Raw genomic sequence first — 21,879 nt, 5'->3', positions numbered from 1 at the left:
CACGCGAACTACATCGCCAGTTGGCTGGAAGTCCTCAAGCGCGACAAGCGCGCGGTGTTCACCGCTTCCGCGCAAGCCCAGAAGGCAGCCGACTATCTGCTTGAACACGCCGGGCTGATCACCCCGGCCGACGCCATGCCGCTCGCTGCCTGAAGCGTACAGACGCTGTGGGCAATTCTGTGGACAAAGCTGAGGACAGGCTGTGGAGAGCCGGCTCATCCACAAATTCTGTGGATAGATCGTCGAAAAAGCCTGTGGAAACCTCCCGGATTTCCCGGCTGCGCTGATCTCCCGTCGGTGCTGCTGACGTATTGGGCAATCTCTTCACCGATACGCGATCTGTCCCTGCACCCCAGGGCGCTGGGCAGGCTCTGCCGGTGACCGGCATGGCTTCCCGCAATCACCACAAGACTGTTGGGCGACATTGATGCGGTCAATAAATCTGACAACGTCGCAACCCTGATCGCCGCCATTCCGGCGGTTCCCTGACAACGCCCGACCTGGCCCTGTGCCGGTCGGGCGTTGTCGTTTCTCGCGTTCCTTTTTGGAGTTCATCATGGAAAACACGTCCCATTCAACCAATCCCTTCCGTCGCCTGTTCCAGATCGATGTGTCGAAGCACGTCGAGAAGAAAGGCCTGTTCTCGTACCTGAGCTGGCCCTTCGCCGTGGCACAACTGCGGCTCGCCGATCCTGACGCCAGTTGGGAGGTGCGCCGCTTCGACGGGCTGCCGTACCTGTCGAGCGATCTCGGCTTCTTCGTCGAGGTCGCGGTGACGGTGCAAAGCGTGACACTGAGTCAGATTCATCCGGTCCTGGACAACAAGAACCGGCCGATCCTGGCGCCGACGCCGTTCGACATCAATACCTCGATCCAGCGCTGCCTGGTCAAGGCCATCGCGTTACATGGGCTGGGGCTTTCGATCTACGCTGGCGAGGACCTGCCTGACCTGGAGGATGCAGGCAACGCCAGCAAGACCGGCGAGGGAAGCCCCGAGGTTCCGGTACCTGTGGTCAAGCCCAGGCGCACCGCTACAGCGGCCAAGGTCACGAATCTGCCAACCAAGGAGGATCGTGAAACCCCGCAGCCGGGATCCGAGCATTTCCTGACCGCTGCCCAGAAGAAGTTCATCGAGCGGCTGATCGCCGAGACGGGCACCCAGGTCGCACAGTTGCTGGCGTACTTTGGCTTCGACTCGCTGGAGACCATTCCCAGGAGCGAGGTGACCCGTGTCATCGCGGCACTTGAAACGAAGAAGCGGAGGGCCGCGTGATGACCACCATCGTCAAACTGGTCCAGGGCAGCCCGGAATGGCACGAGCACCGGGCGAAGTATCGCAACGCCTCCGAAACCGCGGTGGTAATGGGGGCATCTCCGTGGCAGACGCCCTATCAACTGTGGGAACTGCGCACCGGTCGCCGGCAGCCCGAGGTCAATGCGGCCATGGCGCGCGGTACGGCGCTGGAGCCACAGGCCCGCGCTGCCTACGAGGCTCTCACCGGCCATGTCATGCAGCCGCTGGTATTGGCTGACGGTTTGTACTCAGCGAGTCTCGACGGGCTGACCTTCGACGGCGATCTGATTCTGGAGATCAAGTGCCCGGTGAAAGGATGCGCTTCAACCCTCTGGAAGGCCGTTGCCGATGGCCAGATTCCCGCACACTACGACTGGCAGATCGAACACCAGTTGATGGTATCGAAGGCGACAATGGCGCATCTGTACGTCTTTGACGGTGAGCAGCAGGAGGGCCTCCTGTTCGAAGTGGCGCCGGACCCCGCTCGCTGGAAGCTGATACAACAGGGCTGGGACGGCTTCATGCGCTGCCTGGAATCGGACACGCCACCGGAACTGACCGAGCGGGACAAGGTGATCCGCAAGGACGAAGACTGGCGGCTGGCGGCAGAGGCGTACGTGAGCTTGAAGCGTGACGCCGATGCACTGGTTGCACGACTTGAGTCAGCGAAGGATCGTTTGCTCGAACTGAGCACCCATCCGAGCGAGGCCGGTTTCGGTGTCTCCGTGACTCGCTTCTGGAAGCAGGGCAACGTCGATTACAAGCGGGTGTCCGAGCTACAGGGCGTCAATCTTGAGGCCTATCGGCAGAAAGGACGGTTCGAGACACGCGTATCAATCGGCCGGTAAATCGGGAAGCGGTACGGTAGCAGTTGGCAAACCGTACCGCCAACCGTACCGCAAAACAAGAAACCGGCACTTGGCCGGTTTCTTTCTTACTCTAAGCTCTTGATTCGATTGGTCGGGGCGCCGGGATTCGAACTCGGGACCCCTTGCACCCCATGCAAGTGCGCTACCAGGCTGCGCCACGCCCCGACAAGTTTTGATTATAACCGAAAATGCTTCACTACTCGCATGGACGCAGCAATTCTGCGATGCTCAACAGCTCGGCGCGCAGCACTTCAGGTGCCAGGAGAGATGAACTGGCACCTGACTCTGTCCCGGCATCGTCGAGCCGGTTGCGCGCGCCGCTGATCGTGAAGCCCTGGCTGTAAAGAAGCTCCCGAATCCGACGCACCAGCAGAACTTCATGATGCTGGTAATAACGGCGGTTGCCTCGGCGCTTCACTGGCTTGAGCTGCGAGAATTCCTGTTCCCAGTAACGCAGGACGTGCGGTTTGACGCCGCACAGCTCGCTGACCTCGCCAATCGTGAAGTATCGCTTGGCTGGAATAGCCGGCAAAGGCTCTTGCCCTGGTTCTTTATGACTGACTTCCATCATAAGCGTGCTCCACCTCGGCCTTCAGTTTCTGACTGGCATGAAAAGTAACCACTCGTCGTGCGGTGATCGGAATTTCTTCACCGGTCTTGGGATTGCGGCCTGGTCGCTGCGGCTTGTCGCGTAACTGAAAGTTTCCGAATCCCGAAAGCTTTACCCCATCACCACGCTCCAGGGCATTCCGGATTTCTTCGAAAAAAGCCTCGACCATGTCCTTGGCCTCACGCTTGTTGAGGCCGACCTTCTCGAACAACAGGTCGGCGAGTTCTGCCTTGGTAAGCGTCATTCCTTTCCCTTCTCAGACGCGCAGCTGCGCTGCAAATGCCGCTTGCAGATAGGTCACCAGTTGCTGCATGGCGGCCTCGACTTCGGCTTCGAGCAACGTTTTTTTGAGTATCTTGCATCATTATGCGGAAGGCAAGGCTTTTCTTGCCGACCTCAACCCCGCGCCCGACATAGACATCGAACAGACGGATTTCCCGCACGATGGCTGGCCGATTGGCAGCCAATCCAGCGATCAGTTGCTGAAGTTCCAGTGCCAGATCAACGACTACCGCCATATCCCGTATGACCGGCGGCTGACGGGAAACCTCGGCGTATTGCGGAACCCGGGCCATCGTCACGGCATCGAGATCAATTTCGAAAAACACCGGCGGCAGCGGCAACTCATATTTCTGCTGCCACTGTGGATGCAATTCCCCGATAAAACCCACGGCCTTGCCAACGACCATCACCCGCGCACTCCGGCCAGGATGCAGCGCGGGATGCAGCGCTTTGTCGAAGCGGACGTCGATCGGCGCGAGCAGCAGTTCCAGGTCAGCCTTGACGTCAAAGAAATCGACGTTGCGCGCTGCACAGCCCCACTGCTCCGGAAAGGCAGTGCCGTAAGCCAGTGCGGTCAGCTTCCAGGGCTGACGAAAACCGGCGACCGGACCACCCTGCGGATCGCGGAAGAAACAGCGTCCGGTCTCGAACAGGCGAACACGGCTCTGCCTGCGCTTGAGGTTGCTTGCCAGATTGGCCAGCAGCCCCCCGAGCAAGGACGAACGCATGACGCTCAACTGGCTGGCGATCGGATTGGCCAGTCGAATGAGCTGATCGTTGCCGGCAAAATCGGCTTCCCAGGCTTCTTCGACGAAGGCGAAGTTGACCACTTCCTGATAGCCGCAGTCAGCCAGCATCTGTCGAACACGCGCCAGAGGCCGCGCCTGCTCGGTCTGCGGCAACATCGACAGCAAACCCTGCGGAGCCGGCGACGGAATGTTCTCGTAGCCATGCAGGCGGGCGATCTCCTCGATCAGGTCTTCCTCGATCTCGATATCGAAACGATGGCTCGGCGGCGTGACGATGAAATCGTCACCGTCGCGGGCAAACGACAGGTCGAGACGAGCAAACAGCTCGGCTATGCGCTCGCTCGTAAACGGCACCCCAAGCACCTTGGCAACCCGCGCCGGGCGCAGGCGAACCGGCTGGCGCACGGGCAAGGTAGCCAGTGCCTCACTGACTGGCCCGGCCTGGCCGCCGCAGATATCAATGACCAACTGGCTTGCGCGCTCCAACGCACGCCGTGTACCGCCAAAATCGACACCACGTTCGAAACGATGTGAGGCGTCCGAAACGAAGCCGTAGCGACGGGCACGGCCGGCGATCGCGGCTGGCGCAAAGAAGGCGGCTTCGAGGAACACCTCGGTAGTCGCCAGAGTAATGCCGCTTTCCTCGCCGCCCATGATGCCCCCCATCGCCAGCGGACGTTGATCGTCAGCAATCAACAAGACGTCGGCCTGCAGTTGCAGCTTCTGCTCGTTGAGCAGCAGGATCGTTTCTGCCGGGCGCGCCATCCTGGCGTGAATGGTCCCGCTCAGACGGGTATTGTCAAAAGCATGCAGCGGCTGTCCCACTTCGAGCATCACGTAGTTGGTGATATCGACCAGTGCCGAAATCGGGCGGATACCGCTGCGCTCGAGACGACGGCGCATCCAGTCCGGCGTCGCGGCTCTGGCATCGACCCCGGCGATCACCCGGCCGCAGTAGCGCGGGCAAGCTTCGGGGGCGTCCAGCAAGAGCGCGCGCGTGCTCTCGATGGTGGCTGCAACTGCCGTGACTTCGATAAAGCGGGCCGGAGTACCGGTCAGCGCCGCGACCTCGCGAGCAAGCCCTTCGAGAGACAGGCAGTCTGCCCGGTTCGGCGTCAGCTTGAGGGTCAGCAGACGATCATCGAGATCAAGATGGCGGCGGATATCCTCGCCTGGCGGCGCATCGTCGCCTAGCACCAGCAAGCCAGAGGCGTCTTCCGCAATACCCAGTTCCCTGGCCGAGCAGAGCATGCCAAACGACTCGACGCCGCGCACCTTGGCGACCTTGATCCTGAAGCCACCCGGCAATTCGGCACCGGGCAGTGCGCACGGCACCTTGATGCCAGCAGCCGCGTTGGGCGCTCCGCAGACGATTTGCAGCACCTCGCCGGTACCGACATCGACCCGGCAAACATTGAGGCGGTCGGCGTCGGGATGCTTGTCGACAGCGAGCAGATGGCCAACGACGACCTGGTCGAAGAACGGTGCGACCGTCTCTTCCTCCTCCACTTCGAGGCCAGCCATGGTCAGCAGGTGCGAGAATTCATGACCCGTGCAAGCGGGATCGACGAAACTGCGAAGCCAGGATTCAGAGAATTTCATGACGGCTCAATGTCCGGAGGAAGGTCATACGAACTGCCGCAGGAAGCGCAGGTCACCATCGAAAAACAGGCGCAGGTCATTGACCCCATAGCGCAGCATCGTCAGTCGATCGGGCCCCATGCCGAAGGCAAAACCGAGATACTTCTCGGGGTCGATGTTGACGTGCCGCAAGACATTCGGATGGACCATGCCGCAACCGGCAATTTCCAGCCAGCGCCCCTTCAAGGTACCGCTCATGAAGGCCATGTCGATCTCGGCCGAGGGTTCCGTAAAAGGAAAAAACGAGGGGCGAAAACGCACCTGCAGATCATCGTTCTCGAAAAAACGGCGCAGGAAATCGCTGATGACCCCCTTCAAGTCAGCAAAGCTGACGTTCTCGCCGATCCACAGACCTTCGACCTGATGAAACATCGGCGAATGCGTGGCATCGGAATCGACCCGGTACACGCGTCCCGGCGCAATGACCCGAATCTCCGGCATGCTTTCCCGACCGGCATGTCTGGCGACATGCGCCTGCATGTAGCGAACCTGGATCGGGCTGGTATGCGTACGCAGCAATACGCCCTCGGCTACCCCGCCCGCCTCATCCTGCAGATAGAAGGTGTCGTGCATCGAGCGGGCCGGGTGATCCGCGGGGGTGTTCAGCGCCGTGAAGTTCTGGAAGTCGGCCTCGATCTCGGGGCCGTCGGCGACTTCGAAACCGATCGAAGCAAACAGGGCCTCGATACGTTCGAGTGTGCGCGTCACGGGATGCAGGCCACCGCGTGCCTGTCCGCGACCCGGCAGGGTCACGTCCAGCGCTTCCTCGGCCAGACGCGCCTGCAACGCCATCTGCCGCAGCGCTTCGCGACGCGCAGCGAGTGCTGCTTCGACCGCGTCCTTGGCGTGATTGATGGCCGCACCAGCGGTCTTGCGCTGGTCCGGCGGAAGTTTGGCCAATCCCTTGAGCAATCCAGTGATCTCGCCGCTCTTGCCGAGGTAACTGGCCTTGACTTGCTCAAGCGCGTCAGGGTCATCGGTCGCCGCAAAGGCGGCCGACGCTGCGTGGACTATTTGATCGAGGTTGTGCATGGTTCACCGAAAAAAAGGAGGCTTGCGCCTCCTTTCTTGACGCTCGTACCGCCTAGGGGGCGAGTTGGGCCTTGGCCTGCACGGCCAGAGCAGCAAAAGCCGGCTTGTCGAAAACGGCCAGATCAGCCAGTACCTTGCGGTCGACCTCGATCTGCGCCTTCTTGAGACCATTCATGAAAGTGCTGTACTTCATGCCGAGTTCCCTGGCTGCTGCGTTGATGCGCGCAATCCAGAGGCTGCGGAACTGACGCTTCCTTTGCCGGCGGTCGCGGTAGGCATACTGCCCGGCCTTCATGACCGCCTGTTTGGCGACACGGTAGACGTTTTTTGCGGCGACCGCGGTACCCCTTGGCCAGGTCGAGAATTTTTTTTGTGGCGCGCGTGCGCCGTTACACCACGTTTGACGCGAGGCATCTTTGATCTCCCTAAGCGTAAGGCAGCATGGCACGAACCATGGCCTTGTCAGCGTGATGCACCTCGGTCACGCCGCGTAACTGGCGCTTGGTCTTGGTGTCCTTCTTGGTCAGAATGTGTCGCTTGTACGCATGCGAACGCTTGATGCGGCCGCTGGAACTGATCGTGAAGCGCTTTTTTCGCTCCACTCTTGGTCTTCATCTTGGGCATTGAATGCTCCTGTTTATAAACATGCTGGCGGGTGTCCCCCGACGGGAGCACTTTCGACCCGGCAGCACTTGTGTTTCACCGTTTCTCTACAAGCGGTTGAATCGGTGGCTACTTTCTCTTGCTCGGGGTGAGCACCATGACCATCTGGCGGCCTTCCATCTTCGGCATCTGCTCAACCAACGCCAGTTCCTGCAGATCGGTCTTGATCCGTTCGATCTGACGCATGCCAATATCCTGGTGCGCCATTTCCCGGCCCCGAAAGCGCAAGGTCACCTTGACCTTGTCTTCTTCATCAAGGAAGCGAATCATGTTGCGCAGCTTGATCTGGTAGTCGTTCTCGTCGGTACCGGGACGAAACTTGACTTCCTTCACCTGTACCTGCTTCTGCTTGAGCTTCTGCTCGTGCTGACGCTTCTGTTCCTGGTACTTGAACTTGCCGAAATCGACGATGCGGCAAACCGGCGGCTGTGCCATCGGGGCAATCTCGACCAGGTCGACTCCCGCTTCCTCGGCCAGTGCCAATGCCGCCCTGACACTCATGACTCCCAGCTGCTCGCCATCTACCCCGACGAGACGAACTTCCGGTGCGTTGATTTCTTCGTTAACGCGTTGCGCCTTTTGCAGTGCGATGGGTCCACTCCTTGTTTCGACAAAAGTTAAGCCGTGCCACTTCGCGCCGCAACTTCATCCAGAAGTTGTCTGGCCAGAGCCTCGATGGACATTTGCCCGAGATCCCGACCCCCGCGTGTTCGCACGGCTACCAGATTGGCTGCCACTTCCTTGTCGCCGACGACAATTTGATAGGGCAACTTGTTCAAGCTATGTTCGCGTATTTTATAGGTAATTTTTTTCGTTGCGCAAATCACACTCGACACGCAGACCAGCCTGACGTAGTGTTTTTTGCAACATGCGCAGCGTAATCGGCCTGCTTTTCCGAGATATTCAGGACCACGATCTGCACCGGTGAGAGCCACAAAGGCAGCGCACCCGTGCAGTTCTCGATGAGCATTCCGATAAAACGCTCCAGCGAACCCAGAATAGCGCGATGCAGCATCACCGGCGTGTGGCGTGAATTGTCGTCGCCGACAAATTCGGCGTCGAGACGCTGCGGCATCGAGAAGTCGACCTGCATCGTGCCGCACTGCCAGGATCGCCCAATGGCGTCCTTGATGTGAAATTCGATCTTCGGACCGTAAAAAGCCCCCTCACCCGGCAATTCCTCCCACGCCAGACCGGAGGCCTTGAGTGCGGCGCGCAAGGCAAGTTCAGCCTTGTCCCATACCGCATCCGAGCCGACGCGCTTTTCCGGGCGCAATGCCAGCTTGACCGTCACCTCGTGAAAACCGAAATCGGCATACACTTTGCGCACCAGATCATTGAAGACAGTGACTTCGTCCTGTATCTGATCCTCGGTGCAGAAAATATGGCCATCGTCCTGGGTGAAGCCGCGCACGCGCATGATTCCGTGCAGCGCACCCGAGGGCTCGTTGCGATGGCAGGAACCAAATTCACCATAACGCAGGGGGAGGTCGCGGTAACTGCGCAGCCCGGTGTTGAAAATCTGGATGTGTCCTGGACAGTTCATCGGCTTGATCGCGTACTCGCGCTTTTCCGACTCGGTGGAGAACATGTGGTCCTTGAAGTTCTCCCAGTGCCCGGATTTTTCCCAAAGGGTACGGTCGAGAATCTGCGGACACTTCACTTCCTGGTAGCCATTGTCCCGATAGACGCCACGCATATACTGTTCGACTTCCTGCCAGATCGTCCACCCCTTTGGATGCCAGAACACCATTCCCGGCGCTTCGTCCTGAAGATGAAACAGGTCGAGTTGCCGACCGAGCCTGCGATGGTCCCGTTTCTCGGCCTCCTCGAGCATGTGCAGGTAGGCCTCCTGATCTTCCTTCCTGGCCCAGGCCGTCCCGTAGATCCGCTGCAGTTGCTCGTTGCGATGGTCACCGCGCCAGTAGGCGCCCGCCAGTTTCATCAGCTTGAACACCTTCAACCTGCCCGTCGAAGGGACGTGCGGGCCGCGGCAGAGGTCGACAAAATCACCCTCGCGATAGAGCGAGACTTCCTGACCGGGCGGAATGGCATTGATCAGTTCCGCCTTGTAGTGTTCGCCGATCGACTGGAAGAAAGCGATGGCGTCGTCGCGCTGCCAGACCTCGCGCTGCACCGGCAGATCACGCCTGGCGAGTTCTGCCATGCGCTTCTCGATTGCCGCCAGGTCGTCAAGCGTGAACGGACGCTCGTAGGCGAAGTCGTAGTAGAAACCGTCTTCGATGACCGGACCGATCGTGACTTGCGCCGCCGGAAAGAGTTCCTTGACCGCGTAAGCCATCAGGTGCGCCATCGAGTGACGGATGATCTCCAGGCCCTCGGGATCCTTCTCGGTGATGATGCCAAGCTGCACGTCAGTGGTGATCTGGAATGAGGTGTCGACCAGGCGACCATCGACCTTGCCCGCCAGGGCGGCGCGCGCCAGCCCGGCACCGATGCTCTGCGCCACCTCGGCAACCGTGACAGACTCTGCGAACTCCCTTTGTGAACCGTCAGGCAGTGTGACAACCGGCATATGATAACCTCAGCAAGAAATGAAAAAGCCAGAGACCCGGCCTGGCTTGCGTGTCTTCGACCGGCAAAGCCGGCTTTTCCGGCCAATCCTGCCAGCATGTCGCAAATGCTGGCCAGACAATCGATGCAGGCATCAGGACGGCCGGCGCTGCCGCAAGCCGCAACGGCCCCGCCCGCGAGCGCAGCAGTCTAACATACCCCAAAGGTGCCTGCCAAAGGAGCGAACCGATTGCAACAGGCAGAGTCCCCGCCGACTGCGAGCGCCTAACGGTCATGACTTTTCCAGGCACCCCCGATCATGAAAGTCATGACCGTTTCCCTCTCCCCCGACCCCTCTCCAGCAAGTGGAGAGGGGAGTTTCGTGAGTCGCTGACGCGACTTTCACATTAAGGGTCATGAGGAGCGTCGGGCCTGACCAGTTCGATGCAGAAATCGCTCTCATAGGGAGGCACATGCACTTCGATGATCGAGCCCGGGGCCACCTGCAGCCGCACCCCAGTAACATCGGCATGGACCGGCAGCAGGCTCACCCCACGGTCGACCAGGACCATGCTGCGGATCTCGGCCGCGCCTCGCAGCGCCAGGAATTGCGCCACCCGCAGCAGCGAATGGCCGCGGTACAGCACGTCGTCCACCACCACCACGGTTTTTCCCGAAAGGTCGGCAGCGGTCTCGGCAGGATCTTCCCTGAGCAGGGTTTGCGGGTAGAGCAGCGTGAGATCATCACCGTAACGCTTCACCTCCAGTTGCAGTCGTTGGGCAGGCCGGACTCCCAGCCGCAGCAGCCGTTCGGCCAGCAAACTGGCGAGTGGCACACCACGCCGGAGAATACCGATCAGGACCACGTCGCTGCGTCCATCGAGCAAGCCCAGCAGTCGACCGGCCATGCCATCGAGCACGTTCGCCAGTTGCTGCTGGTCGTAAAGACAGGTGTGATCGTTCATCCTGATTGCCTGCGCTCAGGACTGCCTGCTGGCGGAGCGGTCTGCGGCCAGCGCGAGCGAGTGCAAGGCCTGCGAAACCGTTACCGGATACGCCGGCGCCGGATCCAGACTGCGCAAGGGATCGGGCAAACGGGCGAGACCGTCGCACACGCGCGCGCGGATGTCCGCAAGAGCAGGCGATTGCTTGACTCTCCGCCCCTGCCGCATGGCCGGGATCAGCAGATCGTCCTGCTCGTGGCTGTTGCTGGCGACCGTCAGCAGGTCTCCGGACATCCTGCCATCCGCCCCGTACGCTCGCCGGATCTGTTTGCGCCCGGGCCAGGTGGCCTTGCCTTCCGAGCGTTTGCGACGCGGCGAACCGGCATATTCCTGCAGCTTGTAGGCGCAATCGAGATAGGGTTTGTCGGCGGAGGTATTCATGCGCGTTCCGACGCCAAAGCCGTCGATCGGCGCGCCACTTTGCAAGAGATCGCGAATCCGGTATTCATCGAGATTGCCGCTGGCAAAAATTCGCACCTCCGATAGCCCACCAGCATCGAGGATCGCGCGCACGCGTCTTGCGTGCTCACCCAGATCACCGCTGTCGAGGCGCACGGCCTGGATGCTCGGAGCAGCCAGTTTTGGCATCAGCGCCACCAGCTTGCGTGCCGCCTCTTCCGTGTCATAGGTGTCGATCAAGAGCGTCGTGCCGCCGGGCTGCGAACGGGCAAAATTTTCGAAGGCCTGCGTTTCGCTGGCATGCGCCTGGATATACGAATGCGCCATCGTCCCGAAGAGCGGAATTCCCCAGCGCATGCCGGCGAGCACCGTCGCCGTACCAGTGAAGCCGGCAAGATAACTCGCACGCGCCGAAAGCAGACCGGCCTCGGCGCCATGTGCGCGCCGCAAACCGAAGTCTACCAGCGTCCGGCCCGCGGCGGCGAGCACGCAACGGGCAGCCTTCGCTGCGACCATGCTCTGGAACTGCAGCAGGTTGATGATCCGCGTCTCGACCAGTTGCGCCTCGCGCATCGGCGCTATGATGCGCAACAAGGGTTCATCGGGAAATACCAGCGTACCCTCGGGCAAGGCATCAACATCGCCGGAGAAGCGCCAATCGGCCAGCGAACCGACGAAATCGCCCCGGAAACGACCGCAGTGCTGTAGCCACTGCAATTCATCGGCCGCAAAACAAGCCTGCTCAAGATACTCGAGAACTTGCTCAAGTCCTGCGGCAATCAGGAAATTGCGCTCCTCCGGCAGCTTGCGAACAAAGAATTCGAATACCGCCACCTCGTTCATGCCGCGCTCGTAATAGGCCTGCAGCATGGTGAGTTGATACAGATCGGTCAGCAGAACGCTCTCGCGGTTCATGGCTGCCCCTTGTCCAGCCTTGCCATGCCGGGTGCTCGCCGGGTGATCGTCGATCGTGCCCGCCAGTGTGTCCGGAAACCAGTCTGCCCTTTCTGGCAATCGATCATGGTCCATCCCTCCCGTCGGCAGTTCAGTTCGGCAGCGGCGCGAACAGTGCAGCAATGTCGTCGCGACCGAACTTGGCATCGACCCCGCGGTCTGCCGAGAGAATGCGTTCGGCAAGTTCAGCCTTGCGCTCCTGGAGGGCCAGGATCTTCTCCTCGATGCTGCCGGCAACGATCAACTTGTAGACGAAAACCGGCTTGTCCTGACCCAGACGATGCGCGCGATCGGTGGCCTGGTTTTCCGCTGCGGGGTTCCACCAGGGATCGTAGTGGATGACCGTGTCGGCCGCCGTCAGATTCAGTCCGACACCACCCGCGCGCAGGCTGATCAGGAAGATCGGCACTTCGCCGGCCTGGAAGCGGCGCACCTGCTCCTCGCGGTCGCGGGTATCGCCGGTGAGAATCACATAGTCGAGGCCGACCAGCTTCAATTCCTTTTCAATCAGTGCCAGCATGCTGGTGAACTGCGAGAACAGCAGGATGCGCCGACCTTCCTCGACCTGCTCCGGCAACATCGTCATCAACAGATCAAGTTTGGCCCGCTCCTTGATTTTCTGGGCGGCCTTGGCCTTGACCAGACGCGGGTCGCAGCACACCTGGCGCAGCTTCAGCAGCGCGTCGAGGATGACGATCTGGCTGCGGTTGAAGCCCTTGCTGGCAATTTCCTCGCGAACCTTCTCGTCCATCGCGACGCGCACGGTCTCGTAGAGATCGCGCTGGCTGCCGACCAGTTCGACCTTGCGCACGATGATCGTTTTCAGTGGCAACTCGCGCGCCACCTCTTCTTTCTTGCGACGCAGGATGAATGGGCGAACCCGGCGCGCGAGCAGGTCACGGCGCTGGGTATCCCCCTGTTTTTCGATCGGCGTCCGCCAGTACTTGGTAAAGGTCTGGTTGTTACCGAGAAACCCGGGCAACAGGAAGTCGAACTGACTCCACAGCTCACCCAGGTGATTTTCCAGGGGGGTGCCGGTCAGGCACAGACGATGCCGGGCGACGATCTTGCGCACCACTTCGGCACCCTGGCTGCGCGCGTTCTTGACCGTCTGCGCCTCGTCGAGAATCAGCAGATGATAGCGGTGCCGAGTCAGCTCCGCGGCATCGCGCCAGAGCAGCGGGTAGGTGGTCAGCACCACGTCGTGCCGCGTGATTTCGGCAAAACGGCTCTTGCGCTCGGGGCCGTGCAGCGACAGGATCGACAGACCCGGTGCAAAACGCGCCGCCTCGTTCTTCCAGTTGAAAATCAGCGAAGTCGGCAGGACGATCAGCGCCGGATGATCGAGCCGTCCGGATTCCTTTTCGAGCAGCAGGTGCGCCAAGGTCTGGGCCGTCTTGCCGAGACCCATGTCGTCGGCGAGGATTCCCGCGAGATTCTGTTCGCGCAGGAATTGCAACCAGGCCAGACCTTCGGTCTGGTAGTGACGCAGTTCCAGCCCCAATCCGGCAGGCGGATCGATGTGGCCGATTCCCTGTGCGGCCGTCAACTGCTCGGCGAGCGCCAGCACATCACCCTGTCCCTTGAACTGCCAACGACTGCTGTCGTTGAGTTCCGCCAGGCGCGGCGCGTCGAAGCGCGACAGACGCAGGCTGTTGCCTCCGGGAAAGTTGTCGAAGAGATCGATCAGCGTCGCTGCCAGCGGCTTCAGACGCCAGGCCGGCGCACACACGCGCAGGCTGCCCGGCGTCACCAGTTCGATCATCTCCTGGTCGGCGATTTGCGCCAGCAGACCGGCGTCGAGCCAGCGTGCGTCACGCCGGAACAGGGCGGCGAGCAGCGGTGCCAGCGGCAGACGTTCGCCTTCGACGATGATGCCCATGTCGAGGTCGAACCAGCCGCCCTCCGCTTCGACGAGATCCGCGTCCCAGGCCTCGACATCGAGCAGACGATGGCGAAAATCCTCGGCGAACTCGACCTGCCAGCCGGCTGCGCGCAGACCCGCCAGTTCATCGCGCATGAAGAGAGGCCACATACCCTCCTCAGCGAGGCCATAGGCATTTTCCGGCGGCCGTCCAAAGGTGTGCAGCACGTAGCCCGCGACTTTCTCGAGGCCGGAGTCGGCCAACTCGTCCATCCACTGCTCTTCGAGAGCTCGCCGACGCTCGACCTGGACCGTTTCCCCGCTGGCCAGCATCGTGAAATCGCGCGCGTCATCGGGGATTACCTCGACATCGGCATAGCGAAAAACCGGCAGGGCGACATCGAAAAGCCCTCCCCCGTAGTTCGCAGGGTATTCACGCCAGCTGCGGTTGCCATGCGTCTTCAGGGTCTGCAGACGCAACACCGGCAGCGGCTCGGCAACGATGCTGCGCATGCTGACGCTGGCCTGTTCGGGGTCGCTCGGCAACTCCAGCGACGATTCGGCGAGCGCTTCGCCAACCAGTGCCACCGCCGTCGCCGACAGCGGCGGCAGCGAGAACAGGCGCGCGACGACCGCCGGATTGCCACGCACCTGCAGCGGGCCGAGCTGGTGCTTTTCGAGATCGACGTACCACGGAGCCTGCAAGGGAACGACCAGGCTGGCTGCGGGTTCGGGCATCAACACCGGCAGCTGGCGCCCATCGCCGCTCGCTCGCCAGCCAACCGTAGCCGGACGCGCCGCCGCCAGCAGCAAGGGCGAAAAGTCATCCTCGCGGCACAACCGACCGGTCTCTGCCATCAGTTGCAGCGCCTCGCCGCCGTGCCGGGGCGTCAGGCCGAAGGCCCGCAAACCGGTGTCGAAGGAACGATCGGCCCACAACAGGCGGAGAATCGGACGATCGTCGTCACTGACGAAACGCGGTGGCTTGCTGAGTGCGCGATCGATGCTCCACAGTTCGTCCGCACCCTCGGGATCGCGGCCCTTGCGTACGGTGACCCCGAAGCCGCGCGCATCCGGCGTCCAGTGCAGAACGTAGAAGATCTGCTGGCGACTGCTGGCGGGATTGCGATCCTTCTTGCTGACCGCCACGGCCACCCGACGCAACTCTTCGGTCCACGAGAGCACGCCGGGATCAGTCTTGTCCGGGGTATCCGGGTCGTCGACCGGCTTATTCAGCATGCGCGCCCTGCCGGCAGCCAGTGCTACTGCGGTGCCACATCAGGAGGTGAGGCGAACTGGTCAAACATGTTTTCAAGATCAGTCGCGAAAATTGCCGTACTTGATCGGAAAATCGCTGATCGCCTTGGTGACCATGGCGATGCAGGCTTGCAGCTCATCACGCTTGGCGCCGCTGACACGCACTGCGTCGCCCTGGATCGAGGCCTGCACCTTGATTCTGGAATCCTTGATCAACTTGACGATCTTTTTCGCCAGTTCCGACTCGATGCCGATCCTGATCTTCAGTTCCTGCTTGACCTTGTTGCCGGAGACGCGCTGCACCGGCTGATCTTCGAGGCGCTTGGTACTTTCCTTCTCCTTCTTCTCCATCGCCGGAAAGAGCAGGTCCTTGATCTGGCCGAGCTGGAAATCGGAATCGCCGTAGAGGGTGATGAGCCTGTCTTTCTCGTTCAACTCCACCTGGGCACTGGTCCCCTTGAAGTCGTAACGATTGTCGATCGCCCGCTTGGTCACGTCTATCGCATTGTGCAGTGCAGCCATGTCGGCTTCTGAAGAAAAATCGAATGAAGGCATTGGGCATCCAGTGGAGAGTTTGTCGGGAAGATCGGTAGCAACAGGCGCGAGCCGCGGCGCATCCAGGTTCCGCAGTGGCAAACATGGTGAAAGGCAAGGCCGCGGTCAATCTGTCCATTCACATTTTCCAGAGTTTTTCCAGGATCGTTTTGGCAATGAAGCCGACCATACCGAAGGACAGCACGAAAAACAACACGATCGTTCCGGTCCTGCCGGCCTTGGCTTTCCAGGCAATCTCGCCAATGATGAAGAGCATGAAGAGCATGAATGCCCCGACCCCGAAGGTCATGCCAAAATCCGAAATCTGCTCTTCCGTCAGCCCGAACATGACGGTTTATCTCCTGATCATCTCTTGCGACTCGCCAGATTGGCGGCAATGCGCATGCGCAATGCGTTCAACTTGATGAAACCACCCGCATCCTTCTGGTCGTAGGCACCGGCGTCGTCCTCGAAGGTGGCGATCGTCGAATCAAACAGCGAATCGGTCTTCGAATCGCGACCGACGACGATGACATTGCCCTTGTAGAGCTTGACCCGCACCCAGCCATTCACCGACTGCTGCGTATGATCGATCAGCGTCTGCAGCGCCAGCCGCTCCGGACTCCACCAGTAGCCGTTGTAGATCAGGCTGGCGTAGCGCGGCATCAGGTCATCCTTGAGATGTGCGACTTCGCGGTCGAGGGTGATCGATTCGATCGCCCGGTGTGCCGGCAGCAGAATCGTGCCACCGGGAGTTTCGTAGCAGCCGCGCGACTTCATGCCGACGTAACGGTTCTCGACCAGGTCGATGCGGCCGATGCCGTGCTTGCCACCGAGCTGGTTGAGTAGCGCCAGCAGCGCATCCGCCGGCATGCGCCGGCCGTTGATCGCCACCAGGTCGCCCTTCTCGAATTCGAGATCGAGATACTCGGCTGCGTCGGGCGCCGCTTCTGGCGACACCGTCCAGCGCCACATCGATTCCTCGGCTTCGGCTGCCGGATCTTCGAGATGGCGGCCTTCGTAGCTGATGTGCAGCAGGTTGGCGTCCATCGAATACGGCGAACCGCCCTGCCGGTGCTTCATTTCGACCGGTATGTCATGGCGCTCGGCATAGGCCAGCAGTTTCTCGCGTGACAGCAGATCCCACTCGCGCCACGGCGCGATGATCCGGATGTCCGGGCGCAGCGCGTAGGCGCCCAGTTCGAAGCGGACCTGGTCGTTGCCCTTGCCGGTCGCCCCGTGCGCCACCGCTTCGGCGCCGGTCAGGTTGGCAATTTCGATCATCCGTTTGGCGATCAACGGTCGTGCGATCGAGGTGCCGAGCAGATACTCGCCCTCGTACACGGTGTTGGCGCGGAACATCGGAAAGACGTAGTCACGAACGAACTCCTCGCGCAGGTCCTCGATGTAGATATTTTCCGGTGCGATGCCGAACTTCAGCGCTTTCGGACGCGCCGCTTCCAGTTCCTCGCCCTGACCGAGGTCGGCAGTGAAAGTCACCACCTCGCAGCGATAGGTATCCTGCAACCACTTCAGGATCACTGAAGTGTCGAGTCCGCCCGAATAGGCGAGAACGGCTTTCCTGATGTCGCTCATCACTGCTCCCTGCTTGAATTGGTTTGCGAAGCGCCGCCCAGCACCAGATACTCCAGCAACGCCTTCTGCGTATGCATGCGGTTCTCGGCCTCGTCCCAGACGACGCTGCGTGGCCCATCGATGACTGCCGCCGCGACCTCCTCACCGCGATGTACCGGCAGACAGTGCATGAACAGCGCCTCGGGACGCGCGACGCGCATCATCTCGGTATCGACCTGCCAGGCGGCGAAGGCACGCCGACGCGCTTCGTTCTCGGCCTCGAAACCCATCGAGGTCCATACATCGGTGGTCACCAGATCGGCCAGGCGCGCGGCGTCCATCGGATCGGCGAACTGTTCGAAGTGATCGTTGCCATGCAGGCCAGCCCGGTCGGCAGCCACTTCGTAGCCCGGCGGAGTAGACACCTGCACCTTGAAATCGAGCACCTCGGCGGCCTGCAGCCAGGTATTGCAGACATTGTTCGAATCGCCGATCCAGGCGATGGTTTTCCCCTGAATCGGACCACGATGCTCGACGAAGGTGAAAATGTCGGCCAGAATCTGACAAGGATGATACTCGTTGGTCAGGCCATTGATCACCGGTACCCGCGAGTGGTCGGCAAAGCGCTGGATGATCGCCTGCTCGAAGGTTCTGATCATCACTACGTCGCTCATGCGCGAGATCACCTGCGCCGCGTCTTCGATCGACTCGCCGCGCTGCAACTGCGAGTCGCGGCTATTGAGGTAGATTGCCGAGCCGCCGAGTTGCTGCATGCCGGCTTCGAACGACAGGCGGGTGCGGGTGCTGGCCTTCTCGAAAATCATCACCAGGGTGCGATCGCTGAGCGGCCAGTACTTGCGATAAGCCTTGAACTCGGCCTTGATCCAGCGCGCGCGCTCCATGAGATGATCAAACTCCGCACGCGTGAAGTCCTTGAACTGAAGAAAGTGTTTTACGCTGTGCATGGAAGTCTCTAGGGAGTTTCGAGGAAATCGCGAATCAGTCTTGCCAGACGCGATACCAGCTCACGCGCTTCATCGATACTGAAGTTCAGTGGTGGCAACAGACGCACCACCTTGTCGGCAGTGACGTTGATCAACAGGCCGGCGTCCAGGCCACGCACCACCAGTTCGCCGCAGGGGCGATCAAGCTCGATACCGATCATCAGCCCCTGGCCGCGGATCGTCACCAAACCTTTGCAGCCGGCCAGCGCCTGCGCCAGATCTTCGCGGATGGCCGTGCCGACGGCAAGCGCACGGTCGATCAGCCCCTCTCGCTCGATGACTTCGATGGTCGTCAAGGCGGCGGTGGTCGCCAACTGATTGCCGCCGAAGGTCGAACCGTGATTACCCTGCTGGAACAGACCACTCGCCCGCCCGGCGACCAGACAGGCACCGATCGGCACACCGCCGCCGAGGCCCTTGGCCAGGGTCACCACATCCGGAGTAATGCCCGCGTGCTGAAACGCGAACCAGTGCCCGGTACGACCCATGCCGCACTGCACCTCGTCGCAGATCAACAGCCATTGCCGATCGTCGCAGAGCGCCCGCAAACCTCGCTGAAAATCGATGTCGGCGGAGTTGATGCCGCCCTCACCCTGGACGATTTCCAGCATCACCGCGACGATGTTCTTGTTGTACCGGGCAATTGCCCGAATCGCTTCGAGATCGTTGTAGGGAACCCGCACGAAGCCCGACACCAGCGGCTCAAAACCCGCCTGCGCCTTGCGGTTGCCGGTCGCCGAAAGGGTTGCCATGGTGCGGCCGTGGAAAGCCCGCTCCATGACGATCGTCGCCGGATCGGCAACGCCCTGCTGATGACCATACAGGCGCGCCAGCTTGATCGCCGCCTCGTTGGCTTCACAACCCGAATTGCAGAAAAATATCTCGTCCATCCCCGACAGCGCAGCCAGCTTGTCGGCGAGTTGCTCCTGCTGCGGAATACGGTAGAGATTCGACGAGTGCAGCAAACGCCCGGCCTGCGCAGCGATCGCCGCAACCAGCGCCGGATGATTGTGCCCCAGAGTGTTGACGGCAATCCCAGACAGGGCATCGAGGTAGACCTTGCCGTCGTCATCAGTCAGCCAGCTGCCTTGGCCATGGCTGAAGGCGACCGGCAAGCGGGAATAGGTATTCATCAGGTGCGACATGGACCACTCATTGCGGAGGCTGTTAAACTGAAACGGCGGCTTGCGCCGCCGGATAACGAGACACGCACTCGAACCCCAGACCTGTACGCCCCGGCAGACTTCACAAAGCCTGACTCGCCGGAAAACAAGTCTTGGATTCTACGGCAAAAGCATCCTCATGTACAGGACTTGGCAGTCGCGAGCGAGCCGGACGATCACGGCAACCGGCCATCAATGATCAACAGTTCAGCTTCGCGAGCGTAGCAATCAGCACTTCGTGCGTGCTGCATTTGCCGCAACGACTCTTGCCGGTACGGCCGCACGCCCAGCGGTCTGTACGCGTTCGGGCGGTGCGCCCCGCAACCCGGTCCCCGCCGGTTGAAAAAACGGAATCAGTTGCTTCCTGCCGTTGCCGATCAGGTCGGCGCGTCCCATCTGCTTCAAGGCTTCGCGCAGCAGTGGCCAGTTTTCGGGGTCGTGATAGCGCAGGAAAGCCTTGTGCAGGCGGCGCTGTCGGGCACCACGGACGGTTTCGACGAGATCGGAATCGCGGCCGACCTTCTTCAGCGGGTTCTTGCGGCTGTGATACATGGCGGTGGCAATCGCCAACGGCGTCGGCAGGAAGGTCTGTACCTGATCGAGGCGGAAATGGTTACGCTTCAACCACAATGCCAGGTTGAGCATGTCCTGGTCGGTGGTGCCCGGATGCGCGGCGATGAAATACGGGATCAGATATTGCTCCTTGCCGGCCTCCTTCGAAAACTTCTCGAACAGGATTCTGAACTGCTCGTAGGAACTCATTCCGGGCTTCATCATGTGCGCCAGCGGCCCGTCTTCGGTGTGCTCGGGGGCAATCTTGAGGTAGCCGCCGACATGGTGGCTGACCAGTTCCTTCACATACTGCGGGTCGCGCAGCGCAAGGTCGTAGCGCAGGCCGGAGCTGATCAGCACCTTCTTCACCCCCGGCAGCGCCCGCGCCTTGCGGTAGAGCTGCAGCAGCGGCGTGTGGTCGGTGTCGAGGTTCTCGCAGATGCCGGGGTAGACGCACGACAGGCGGCGGCACGCCGATTCGATCTTCGGGTCCTTGCACGCCAGGCGGTACATGTTGGCGGTCGGCCCGCCGAGGTCGGAGATGATGCCGGTGAAACCCGGCGTCTTGTCGCGAATTTCCTCGATCTCATGCAGGATCGATTGCTCGGAGCGGCTCTGGATGATGCGGCCCTCGTGTTCGGTGATCGAGCAGAAGGTGCAGCCGCCGAAGCAGCCGCGCATGATGTTGATCGAAAAGCGGATCATCTCGAAGGCCGGAATCTTCGCATCGCCATAGCAGGGATGCGGCCGGCGCTGGAATGGCGAGGCGAAGACGCCGTCCATTTCCGCTGTCGACAGCGGAATCGGCGGCGGGTTGAGCCAGACATCGCGCTCGCCATGCGCCTGGATCAGCGCGCGCGCATTGCCGGGGTTCGATTCGACATGGAAGGTGCGCGAGGCATGTGCGTAGAGCACCGGGTCGGCGGCGACCTCTTCGTAAGACGGCAGGCGAATCGCTGTGCGCGTCCGATCGAGCTTCGGCATGCGCAGGTGCGACTGGAACTGCATCTGGATCACCTGCGTCCGGGCTGCTCCAGAGCGACTCTCCGACAAAGCCGGCCGGGACGCACAGGCGGCTTCCTTGCCAGCCTCCGGGGTCATTGCGTACGGGTCGGCGTGGCGAACCAGCAGGCCCGGTGTATCGACCTCGCTCGCATCGATCTCGGCCCAGCCGGCGGCGGGCAGCCAGCCGCGCGGGACCATGAACGCAGTGCCACGCAAATCGCGGATCGTGGCGATGGGCTCGCCGGCCGCGAGACGGTGCGCGAGTTCGACGATCGCCCGCTCGGCGCTGCCGAAAATCAGCAGATCGGCTTTCGAATCCGGCAGCACCGAGCGACGCACCTTGTCCGACCAGTAATCATAATGGGCAATGCGGCGCAGGCTGGCTTCGATCGAGCCGATCACTACGTTGCTGCCGGGAAAGGCTTCGCGACAGCGCTGCGCATAGACGACGACGGCATGATCGGGCCGCTTGTTCGCTTCACCGTTCGGGGTATAAGCGTCGTCGGAGCGTGGCTTGCGATCGGCGGTGTAGCGATTGACCATCGAATCCATGTTGCCGGCGGTGACGCCGAAGAACAGATTCGGCTTGCCGAGCGCCCGGAAAGCCTTTGCCGACAACCAGTCGGGTTGACTGATGATGCCGACACGAAAACCCTGCGCCTCGAGCAGACGCCCGATCAGCGCCATGCCGAAACTCGGGTGATCGATGTAGGCGTCGCCGGTGACGAGGATGATGTCGCAGGAATCCCAGCCGAGGAGGTCCATTTCGGCACGCGACATCGGTAGATAGGGTGCGGTGCCGAAGCGGCTGGCCCAGTATTTGCGGTACGAAAAGAGATTCCGGGGTGCGCTGCTGCGCGAGGGGCAGCTGAGAGTATTCATGGGACGATTCTACAGGAACAGGCCGCTCCTCG

Annotated in this window: 17 protein-coding genes, 1 tRNA gene and 3 pseudogenes; 3 read left to right on the top strand and 18 right to left on the bottom strand. The window is 61.2% G+C overall.

Features of this window, described 5'->3' with window-relative positions; all coding sequences use genetic code 11:
- From E4Q08_RS12010 to E4Q08_RS12000, 3 genes are all read left to right on the top strand, one after another.
- A partial coding sequence (locus E4Q08_RS12010) for a zincin-like metallopeptidase domain-containing protein (protein ID WP_248594861.1) occupies nt 1–153 on the top strand: 153 nt, incomplete at its 5' end.
- Between the two features lie 403 nt (nt 154–556).
- Nucleotides 557–1,273 (top strand): Sak single strand annealing protein, encoded by a 717-nt coding sequence (locus E4Q08_RS12005; protein ID WP_169070552.1) that lies wholly within the window; start codon nt 557–559, stop codon nt 1,271–1,273.
- On the top strand, nt 1,273–2,142 hold the full coding sequence (locus tag E4Q08_RS12000; RefSeq protein ID WP_169070551.1) for a YqaJ viral recombinase family nuclease: 870 nt from the start codon (nt 1,273–1,275) through the stop codon (nt 2,140–2,142). Before E4Q08_RS12005 ends, E4Q08_RS12000 begins: the two co-directional genes overlap by 1 nt.
- A 109-nt stretch (nt 2,143–2,251) precedes the next feature.
- Here the strand turns inward: E4Q08_RS12000 and E4Q08_RS11995 are convergent.
- The 18 genes and pseudogenes from E4Q08_RS11995 to E4Q08_RS11910 form a co-directional block, all read right to left on the bottom strand.
- Nucleotides 2,252–2,328: transfer RNA gene (locus E4Q08_RS11995), tRNA-Pro, on the bottom strand.
- Nucleotides 2,329–2,359: 31 nt separating this feature from the next.
- Nucleotides 2,360–2,731 (bottom strand): MerR family transcriptional regulator, encoded by a 372-nt coding sequence (locus E4Q08_RS11990; RefSeq protein ID WP_034915710.1) that lies wholly within the window; start codon nt 2,729–2,731, stop codon nt 2,360–2,362.
- Nucleotides 2,715–3,017 carry an integration host factor subunit alpha gene (locus E4Q08_RS11985; protein WP_034915708.1) on the bottom strand — a complete coding sequence of 101 codons (303 nt, stop codon included), beginning with the start codon at nt 3,015–3,017 and terminating at the stop codon, nt 2,715–2,717. Before E4Q08_RS11985 ends, E4Q08_RS11990 begins: the two co-directional genes overlap by 17 nt.
- Before the next feature lie 12 nt (nt 3,018–3,029).
- A pseudogene (gene pheT, locus E4Q08_RS11980) lies at nt 3,030–5,406 on the bottom strand (phenylalanine--tRNA ligase subunit beta).
- Nucleotides 5,407–5,430: 24 nt separating this feature from the next.
- Nucleotides 5,431–6,477, bottom strand: coding sequence for a phenylalanine--tRNA ligase subunit alpha (gene pheS, locus E4Q08_RS11975; protein ID WP_034915704.1), 1,047 nt, complete (start codon nt 6,475–6,477; stop codon nt 5,431–5,433).
- 52 nt (nt 6,478–6,529) lie between these two features.
- Nucleotides 6,530–6,925 (bottom strand): 50S ribosomal protein L20, encoded by a 396-nt coding sequence (gene rplT, locus E4Q08_RS11970; protein ID WP_308240122.1) that lies wholly within the window; start codon nt 6,923–6,925, stop codon nt 6,530–6,532.
- Nucleotides 6,903–7,101: pseudogene (gene rpmI / locus E4Q08_RS11965) on the bottom strand (50S ribosomal protein L35). The gene rplT and the pseudogene rpmI overlap by 23 nt, the downstream one beginning before the upstream one ends.
- A 108-nt stretch (nt 7,102–7,209) precedes the next feature.
- Entirely contained in the window at nt 7,210–7,731 is a 522-nt protein-coding gene (gene infC / locus E4Q08_RS11960) for a translation initiation factor IF-3 (protein WP_169070556.1), read from the bottom strand.
- Between the two features lie 26 nt (nt 7,732–7,757).
- Nucleotides 7,758–9,676, bottom strand: a pseudogene (gene thrS, locus E4Q08_RS11955) (threonine--tRNA ligase).
- Between the two features lie 385 nt (nt 9,677–10,061).
- Nucleotides 10,062–10,619 carry a bifunctional pyr operon transcriptional regulator/uracil phosphoribosyltransferase PyrR gene (locus tag E4Q08_RS11950; protein ID WP_034909947.1) on the bottom strand — a complete coding sequence of 186 codons (558 nt, stop codon included), beginning with the start codon at nt 10,617–10,619 and terminating at the stop codon, nt 10,062–10,064.
- Nucleotides 10,620–10,634: 15 nt separating this feature from the next.
- Nucleotides 10,635–11,972, bottom strand: a complete 1,338-nt coding sequence (locus E4Q08_RS11945; protein WP_034909949.1) for a nicotinate phosphoribosyltransferase — start codon at nt 11,970–11,972, stop codon at nt 10,635–10,637.
- A gap of 130 nt (nt 11,973–12,102) precedes the next feature.
- Nucleotides 12,103–15,114 (bottom strand): DEAD/DEAH box helicase, encoded by a 3,012-nt coding sequence (locus tag E4Q08_RS11940; protein WP_169070550.1) that lies wholly within the window; start codon nt 15,112–15,114, stop codon nt 12,103–12,105.
- 78 nt (nt 15,115–15,192) lie between these two features.
- The gene (locus tag E4Q08_RS11935; RefSeq protein WP_034915380.1) at nt 15,193–15,687 is read right to left on the bottom strand and encodes a YajQ family cyclic di-GMP-binding protein; all 495 of its coding nucleotides are present in this window, start codon (nt 15,685–15,687) and stop codon (nt 15,193–15,195) included.
- A 118-nt stretch (nt 15,688–15,805) separates the two neighbouring features.
- Nucleotides 15,806–16,015 (bottom strand): DUF2788 domain-containing protein, encoded by a 210-nt coding sequence (locus tag E4Q08_RS11930; protein ID WP_034915382.1) that lies wholly within the window; start codon nt 16,013–16,015, stop codon nt 15,806–15,808.
- Nucleotides 16,016–16,032: 17 nt separating this feature from the next.
- Entirely contained in the window at nt 16,033–17,262 is a 1,230-nt protein-coding gene (locus tag E4Q08_RS11925) for an argininosuccinate synthase (RefSeq protein WP_169070549.1), read from the bottom strand.
- Nucleotides 17,262–18,206 carry an ornithine carbamoyltransferase gene (gene argF, locus E4Q08_RS11920; RefSeq protein WP_034909798.1) on the bottom strand — a complete coding sequence of 315 codons (945 nt, stop codon included), beginning with the start codon at nt 18,204–18,206 and terminating at the stop codon, nt 17,262–17,264. Before argF ends, E4Q08_RS11925 begins: the two co-directional genes overlap by 1 nt.
- An 8-nt stretch (nt 18,207–18,214) precedes the next feature.
- Nucleotides 18,215–19,390: an aspartate aminotransferase family protein gene (locus E4Q08_RS11915; protein ID WP_169070548.1), complete on the bottom strand. Its 1,176-nt coding sequence runs from the start codon at nt 19,388–19,390 to the stop codon at nt 18,215–18,217.
- Nucleotides 19,391–19,636: 246 nt separating this feature from the next.
- Nucleotides 19,637–21,847, bottom strand: a complete 2,211-nt coding sequence (locus E4Q08_RS11910) for a YgiQ family radical SAM protein (RefSeq protein ID WP_169070547.1) — start codon at nt 21,845–21,847, stop codon at nt 19,637–19,639.
- Nucleotides 21,848–21,879 lie beyond the last annotated feature (32 nt).

It is taken from the genome of Candidatus Accumulibacter contiguus, assembly GCF_012940005.1.
GTDB lineage: Bacteria > Pseudomonadota > Gammaproteobacteria > Burkholderiales > Rhodocyclaceae > Accumulibacter > Accumulibacter contiguus.
This window is presented reverse-complemented; position numbering and strand designations above follow the sequence as displayed.

What these genes read in the sequence shown, in the direction of transcription:
- E4Q08_RS12000 (WP_169070551.1), top strand. Translation starts at nt 1,273, where the DNA reads ATGACCACCATCGTCAAACTGGTCCAGGGCAGCCCGGAATGGCACGAG.
- E4Q08_RS11985 (WP_034915708.1), bottom strand. Translation starts at nt 3,017, where the DNA reads ATGACGCTTACCAAGGCAGAACTCGCCGACCTGTTGTTCGAGAAGGTC.
- E4Q08_RS11945 (WP_034909949.1), bottom strand. Translation starts at nt 11,972, where the DNA reads ATGAACCGCGAGAGCGTTCTGCTGACCGATCTGTATCAACTCACCATG.
- argF (WP_034909798.1), bottom strand. Translation starts at nt 18,206, where the DNA reads ATGCACAGCGTAAAACACTTTCTTCAGTTCAAGGACTTCACGCGTGCG.
- E4Q08_RS11990 (WP_034915710.1), bottom strand. Translation starts at nt 2,731, where the DNA reads ATGGAAGTCAGTCATAAAGAACCAGGGCAAGAGCCTTTGCCGGCTATT.
- E4Q08_RS11915 (WP_169070548.1), bottom strand. Translation starts at nt 19,390, where the DNA reads ATGTCGCACCTGATGAATACCTATTCCCGCTTGCCGGTCGCCTTCAGC.
- E4Q08_RS12005 (WP_169070552.1), top strand. Translation starts at nt 557, where the DNA reads ATGGAAAACACGTCCCATTCAACCAATCCCTTCCGTCGCCTGTTCCAG.
- E4Q08_RS11940 (WP_169070550.1), bottom strand. Translation starts at nt 15,114, where the DNA reads ATGCTGAATAAGCCGGTCGACGACCCGGATACCCCGGACAAGACTGAT.
- E4Q08_RS11910 (WP_169070547.1), bottom strand. Translation starts at nt 21,847, where the DNA reads ATGAATACTCTCAGCTGCCCCTCGCGCAGCAGCGCACCCCGGAATCTC.
- E4Q08_RS11930 (WP_034915382.1), bottom strand. Translation starts at nt 16,015, where the DNA reads ATGTTCGGGCTGACGGAAGAGCAGATTTCGGATTTTGGCATGACCTTC.
- E4Q08_RS11950 (WP_034909947.1), bottom strand. Translation starts at nt 10,619, where the DNA reads ATGAACGATCACACCTGTCTTTACGACCAGCAGCAACTGGCGAACGTG.
- pheS (WP_034915704.1), bottom strand. Translation starts at nt 6,477, where the DNA reads ATGCACAACCTCGATCAAATAGTCCACGCAGCGTCGGCCGCCTTTGCG.
- E4Q08_RS11935 (WP_034915380.1), bottom strand. Translation starts at nt 15,687, where the DNA reads ATGCCTTCATTCGATTTTTCTTCAGAAGCCGACATGGCTGCACTGCAC.
- E4Q08_RS11925 (WP_169070549.1), bottom strand. Translation starts at nt 17,262, where the DNA reads ATGAGCGACATCAGGAAAGCCGTTCTCGCCTATTCGGGCGGACTCGAC.